At 41.6% G+C, this 6,528-nt stretch carries 4 protein-coding genes; all 4 read left to right on the top strand.

The window, feature by feature from the left end; translation table 11 throughout:
* On the top strand, positions 1-1,701 hold a 1,701-nt coding region (locus K0B81_06110), incomplete at its 5' end, for an ABC transporter ATP-binding protein/permease (GenBank protein MBW6516172.1).
* Between the two features lie 101 nt (positions 1,702-1,802).
* Positions 1,803-2,708, top strand: coding sequence for a GNAT family N-acetyltransferase (locus tag K0B81_06105; GenBank protein ID MBW6516171.1), 906 nt, complete (start codon positions 1,803-1,805; stop codon positions 2,706-2,708).
* A gap of 515 nt (positions 2,709-3,223) precedes the next feature.
* Entirely contained in the window at positions 3,224-5,095 is a 1,872-nt protein-coding gene (gene dxs, locus K0B81_06100) for a 1-deoxy-D-xylulose-5-phosphate synthase (protein ID MBW6516170.1), read from the top strand.
* Positions 5,096-5,138: 43 nt separating this feature from the next.
* Positions 5,139-6,527 carry a tRNA uridine-5-carboxymethylaminomethyl(34) synthesis GTPase MnmE gene (gene mnmE, locus K0B81_06095; GenBank protein ID MBW6516169.1) on the top strand — a complete coding sequence of 463 codons (1,389 nt, stop codon included), beginning with the start codon at positions 5,139-5,141 and terminating at the stop codon, positions 6,525-6,527.
* The last annotated feature ends 1 nt before the right edge of the window (position 6,528 follow it).

Here is a 6,528-nt window from a genome sequence, read left to right as displayed (position 1 = left end):
GGACTGGTAATGCTCTTTCTGGCAGGAGCTGATGCTATCACACCGCTTCTTACCCGATATGCAATTGATAATTTTATCGTTCCTCAGGAATATCAGGGGTTATTCTGGTTTGGTCTTTTTTATATTGTGCTGGTGCTGTTCCAATCGTTTGGTGTCTTGTTGCTGATAGCAGTTGCCGGTAAGATAGAGACCGGTCTGAACTTCAATCTCAGACGCAAGTGCTATAAACGGTTGCAGGAGATGGAATTTGCCTATTTTGACCGAACCCCGACCGGCTGGATCGTAGCCCGGCTCACTTCTGATATATCCCGGCTGGGTGATGTTATTGCCTGGGGGATAGTAGATTTCGTTTGGGGTGGGGCATTGATGATCCTGATGGCAACCTTCATGTTCATTCTCAACTGGAAGCTGGCTTTACTGGCGTTGGCATTAGTTCCCTTGCTCATTTACATAGCTGGAAAATTTCAGATCACTATTCTGAGAAATTATCGTCAGGTCAGAAGATATAATTCGCAGATAACGAACAGCTTCGGTGAGGGTATTCACGGAGCGAAGACGACAAAGACGCTGGTCAGGGAAGAGGCAAACCTGGGAGAATTCCAAGAACTCAACAGATCAATGTACCGTTATTCAGTGAAAGCAGCTGTTAGGTCGGCACTCTTCATGCCGATCGTGCTCGTCATATCTACTATTGCAACAGGATTGGTCATCTGGTTTGGTGGGAGACAGGTTTTAGCTGAGGTAATAGGGTATGGAACTTTTGTAGCTTTTATCAGCTACACGTTGCAGTTCTTTGATCCGGTGTCTCATCTGGCACAGATCTTTGCTGAGATGCAGAATGCTCAGGCAGCTGCCGAAAGAGTATTTTCTCTTTTGGAACTCAAACCGAAGATCGAGGACTCCATACCATACAGTGAAGAGTGGTCACAGAAGAGGATGAAGTGTGAGATCGAGATCGAAAACATCTATTTTGCCTATAAAGAGGGTAAGCCGGTATTTCAGGACTTTTCGCTGCATATCAAAGAGGGAGAGACGATCGCACTGGTAGGGGAGACGGGAACAGGAAAGACGACACTGGTCAATCTGATCTGCAGATTCTACGAACCTCAGAAAGGTAAGATAAAGATTGATGGTGTTGAATTGAACCAAATGCCACAGGAGTGGATCCATTCCCAACTGGGTTATGTACAGCAGGTACCGCACCTGTTTCAGGGAACAGTAAGAGATAATATCCGTTATGGAAAGCTGGATGCTACGGACGAGGAGATAGAAGAGGCAGCGAAGCTTGTCTCAGCACACGATTTTATTATCAATCTGCCGAAGGGTTATGATTATAAGGTTGGAGAGTCAGGTAGTTTACTCTCCACAGGACAGAGGCAGCTGATCTCTTTTGCCAGAGTCGTTCTGGCAGATCCGGCACTCCTTATTCTGGATGAAGCGACTGCCTCCATAGATACCGAAACCGAGCAGCTGGTGCAGCAGGCACTGCATAGAGTATTAGTAGGGAGAACAAGTATCATAGTTGCACACCGGCTCTCGACGATCAGATCAGCTGACAGGATAGTGCTCATGCATAAAGGCGAGATCGTGGAGATGGGTACGCATAAAGAGTTGATGAAGCAGAAGGGGAAATATTTCCAGCTCTATATGAATCAATTCCTGACCGAGGAAGGTGACAGGATCCTCTCACAGGAAGCATGAAAAAGGACCATCCACGAATTAACACTGATTGAAACAGAGATGCAGACTAATAAAAGAAGCAACCGATGTAGAAATCATTAACAAGGTAGAAATAAATGGGGATGAATAAGTTTGAGATCAGAAGGGTGAGACCTGAAGATAAAGAGATAATTACCGATATCTGCAGTCGGATATGGGAAGGTGATGATTATATACCGTCGATATTTGATATCTGGGTAAATGATAAGAAGGGTGAGTTCACCGCTCTGTTATATGAGGGTAAGATCGTTGGTATGGGGAAGTTAACCTATCTAACTGATACAGATGTCTGGCTGGAAGGGTTGCGAGCTGATCCGCAAGCAAAATTGCATGGTGTTGGTAAAGCTATAAATGCCTATTATTTAAAAAAGCTGAAGCGGAGAAAGAACATCAGATCGATCCGCTTTGCGACCTATTTTGGTAATGTGCAGTCGCGCAAACTATCGGAAAATGCTGGTTTCAGAGTGATCCATACGATGTCCAACAAGTACTATGAGATCAAAAAAAGAGAGCAGAATAGATTGCTTAGGAAAATAGTCAAAGATAAGATCGACAGAGCAGAGGTCTCCTTCACTGAATTGTGTGACTATATCGAAAAGTCGAAGTATTTAAAGCTCTCTAAAAACTTTCTCTGTCTCAGCTGGACTGCCTATCCATATTCCAGAGAGATGATCAGAGAATTTTTCTATGATACAGGGCAGCATTTTGTCATCAAGAGAGCCGGAAAGATAGTCGGAGCGGTTCTCTATGACACGAATATCTCTAATAGATCATATACGACTATCTCTCTCTTGGAAACCAAAGATCTGGAGATAGCGAAAGAGCTGTTTGAGTATGTAAAGTTAGAATCTGCCCGGCTGGGACATGAACAAATAGAGACCAAGTTTCCAACAACACCCTTTTTTATGGAGATAGCTCAAAAGCTGGAAATGAAGAGTTGGGAACAAGAAGATGATTTCTTGATCTATGAGCTGCAGCAGGGTGACTGATAGAACATTCTACTTGAGGTGAAACATTTTCCGGTATTCGATATCATCTCCGGTGCTTAAAAGATAGAAATAGATCCCACTCGCTTGATGGATTCTAAGCTGTTATCGCAATGGGAAAAGTTGAATAATTGTCTATATAAATCACTTAAAGCTTTTCTGTCATTCCGATTGTTCTGCATCGAATTGAATCTCTCCACTGAAAGAGGTTTATCTAATTGGAGTAGAATGTATCGAGGGATAAGAAAGAAAAGGATCACATGATCTTGTTTTGGTGACCCTTCGACACAATTTCAGGCAATATAGCAAGAAGCTTTTCTGAAATCACTCAGGGTGACAAAAAGATATAATGGGTTTAACTACCTGACTAATCATATATGAAATATCAGATCGACATTTTATCCTTAACAAAGGAAACAGGTGGATGGTATGTTCAAACAAGATTAATTAGTTGACAATTTATCAGGAGATATTGCTCAGTAATAAGTACTAAAGAACCGTAAATTAACAGGAAAGCTATGATATTAGAAACAATCAAGAGTCCGGATGATATCCGAAGATTAAATTTTAGTCAGTTAGAACAATTGGCAGATGAAGTTCGACAGAGAATAATAGCAGTTACTGCTAAGACCGGAGGTCATTTAGCACCGAGTTTAGGAGCAACCGATATTGCTGTTTCTCTGTTAAAGGTCTTTGATCCGATGAAGAATCGTGTTGTCTGGGATGTCGGACATCAGTCTTATGCCTATAAGATCCTGACTGGCAGGAATGAGCAGTTCGACACTTTACGACAATTAGGCGGAATCAGTGGCTTTAATAATATATTCGAAAGTCCTTATGATGCTTTTAGTGTTGGACATAGCAGCACTTCCATATCAGCAGCTTTGGGAATTTCCGTTGCTGAGGAATTGAAGAATAACAAGCAGAAAATGATCGCTGTTATTGGTGATGGTGCTTTAACCGGAGGTATGTCTTTTGAAGCTCTAAATCATGCCGGACATCTACAAAAGGAATTGATAGTGATTCTGAACGATAATACCATGTCCATCTCCAAGAATGTCGGTGCATTACAGGATTATCTCTCCAACATGATGGTCAGCAAATCGTATAATTTACTCAAGAAGCAGGTCTGGGAGCTTGCCCAGAACCATCTCCCTAAAAAGATCAAAAATCCTTTCCTATACGGAGCAAAGAAGTTGGAAGAGAGTTTGATCAACATACTCGTGCCAAATATCATTTTTGAAGACCTCGGTTTTAAGTATGTAGGACCTATTGACGGGCATAATATCGGCAGGATGGTTAAAATTTTAAATGATGTAAAGAACAACATGATCGGTCCTGTCCTGATCCACGTAGTGACTCAGAAGGGGAAAGGTTGCTGTTTCGCTGAAGATAATTCGACTAAATTTCATGGTGTCGGACCATATCATGAAAAAACAGGAGAGTCTGTCGGCAAAAGCGATATAAGTTATTCGGAAGTATTTGGTAATTACTTGTGTAAGTTAGCAGAAAAAAATGAAGATGTGATAGCTATTACAGCAGCGATGAGTGAAGGGACGGGGCTTTCAGGATTCGAGACGAAATTTCCCGATAGGTTCTTTGATGTCGGAATAGCAGAGCAGCATTCGGTAACTTTTGCCGGCGGTCTGGCAGTACAAGGTTTCAAACCCTTTGTTGCCGTATATTCAACCTTTATGCAAAGAGCCCTTGATCAGATCATTCATGATACTGCCTTACAGAAGTTGCCGGTGGTCTTCTGTCTGGACAGGGCAGGAATAGTAGGAGAAGACGGAGCTACTCATCAGGGTGCTTTTGATCTCTCCTATCTTAATTTTATACCCAATTTGATAGTAATGGCTCCCTCTTCTGCCGAAGAGCTGGAAGCGATGTTGCAGTTTGCCTATGAATATAAGGATGGACCGGTAGCGATCCGTTATCCGAGAGGGAAGGCACTCTATAAAGGAGAATTGAGAACGGAGATAATCCCCGGTAAGTTCGAAATAATGGAAAAAGGGGAAAAGATAGCTCTTCTGGGCATCGGTACAGGTTATTTAATGGCTGAGGAGCTTCATAAAAAGTGCAAAGAGAATAAACTCGACCCGTGGTTGATAAATGCCAGATTTCTTAAGCCTCTTGATTTAGAAGTTTTAGGGAAACTGAAAAAGGATGTTGATGTTGTGGTAACTATAGAAGAAAATGCACTTATCGGAGGATTTGGCAGTTCAATCTGCAGCTATTTTTCATCAGAACGGATCCCGGTCTTTTCTTATGGATTGCCCGATATGTTCATCCCCCACGGTAAGACGAACGAATTAAAAGAGATGATAAATCTGACTCCGGAGAAGATATTTAGTGATCTACAGAGCAAGCTTGCTAAATTACATTTATAAACTCAACAGTTTCAGTGAAATATAATTTTTAATAGATCAATTTATGAGCACTACCGATTTACACAACTCTCTCTTTGATACCATTGTCGCCCTGTCAACACCCATGGGAAAGGGAGCATTAGCTGTTATAAGAGTAAGTGGGGAGCAGGCAATTGATGCCGTTATTCCTCTTTTTCGGAGTATGAAAGATCAGAGCAGCTTATCGAGAGAATATCTCAAGATAAAAAAACGTCTCTTTGGCATCATAACCGATAATGAGAAGAAAATAGATGAAGTTATCTTATCTTTCTATGAAGCACCTCACAGTTACACTGGCGAAGATGTTATTGAGATTTCCTGTCATTGTAACCCTTTTATTGTTAGGGAGATCATACAACTCATCCTAAAAAAAGCAAGGATAGCTAAACCGGGGGAATTTACCCGAAGGGCTTTTTTCAATAATAGAATTGATCTTACCAGAGCTGAGGCAGTTGGTGATCTGCTCAATGCCCGGACAGAATTCGCACATCATGCAGCATTGAGTCAACTCGAAGGTAGTCTCTATAAAAAAATTGCCAAGTTGCTCGACGAACTTACCTCTTATCGGATCGAGCTGGAACTGGAGATCGATTTCAGTGAGCAGGATCTGCCTGAGATCAATACCGACAAGCTGAGATTAAATCTTCTTCTTCTGCAAAAGGATCTGGAAAAGCTGTTAGCTACCGGAAAAGAGGGGATGATAATCAGAGAGGGGTTAAAGGTCTGTCTGACAGGAGCCCCTAATGTCGGCAAATCGAGTCTGTTTAACTATTTATTAACAACAGAACGCGCTATAGTTACCTCTATACCAGGTACTACAAGGGATTATTTGGAAGAATCACTCTCTATAGACGGCTATTTGGTCAAATTATACGATACTGCCGGGTTAAGGGCTGCAACAGAAGAGGTTGAAATATTAGGTATAGCAAGAACCCAGGAACTTATCAAACAAGCTGAGCAGGTTGTATATATTGAAGATGGTTCACAATCATCCAATGAATTTGAGCTACAAGGGTTCAACAAAGAAGACCCGAGAGTGATAAAAGTACTAAACAAGGCAGATATTATAGACAAAGAAAAGATTGACGAATATAAGGAACAAGGTTTTATTATTTGCTCGGTAAAAACAGGTCAGGGAATAGATGTAATAAAAGAGAGAATGATCGGTGGTATGAGTATAACCGATGACATGATAGATTCAGGAATTCTCTCAAACCTGAGGCAGATCGAGGCAGTAGAGAAGAGCATTAGAGGCATAGAACATGCCATAAAGTCTCTTGACTATAATCTCGGACACGAATTCACAGCATTTGACCTGAAAGAGGCAAGTGCTGCTTTAGAAGAAATTATAGGTAAGATCACGACCGATGATATGCTGAACAGAATATTTGCAGACTTTTGCATCGGTAAGTAGT

It is taken from the genome of Candidatus Cloacimonadota bacterium (assembly GCA_019429305.1).
Taxonomy (GTDB): Bacteria; Cloacimonadota; Cloacimonadia; order Cloacimonadales; family JAJBBL01; genus JAHYIR01.
The sequence above is the reverse complement of the archived record's forward strand: the minus strand, read 5'-3'. Positions and strand labels throughout refer to the sequence as shown.

What these genes read in the sequence shown, in the direction of transcription:
- K0B81_06105 (MBW6516171.1), top strand. Translation starts at nt 1,803, where the DNA reads ATGAATAAGTTTGAGATCAGAAGGGTGAGACCTGAAGATAAAGAGATA.
- dxs (MBW6516170.1), top strand. Translation starts at nt 3,224, where the DNA reads ATGATATTAGAAACAATCAAGAGTCCGGATGATATCCGAAGATTAAAT.
- mnmE (MBW6516169.1), top strand. Translation starts at nt 5,139, where the DNA reads ATGAGCACTACCGATTTACACAACTCTCTCTTTGATACCATTGTCGCC.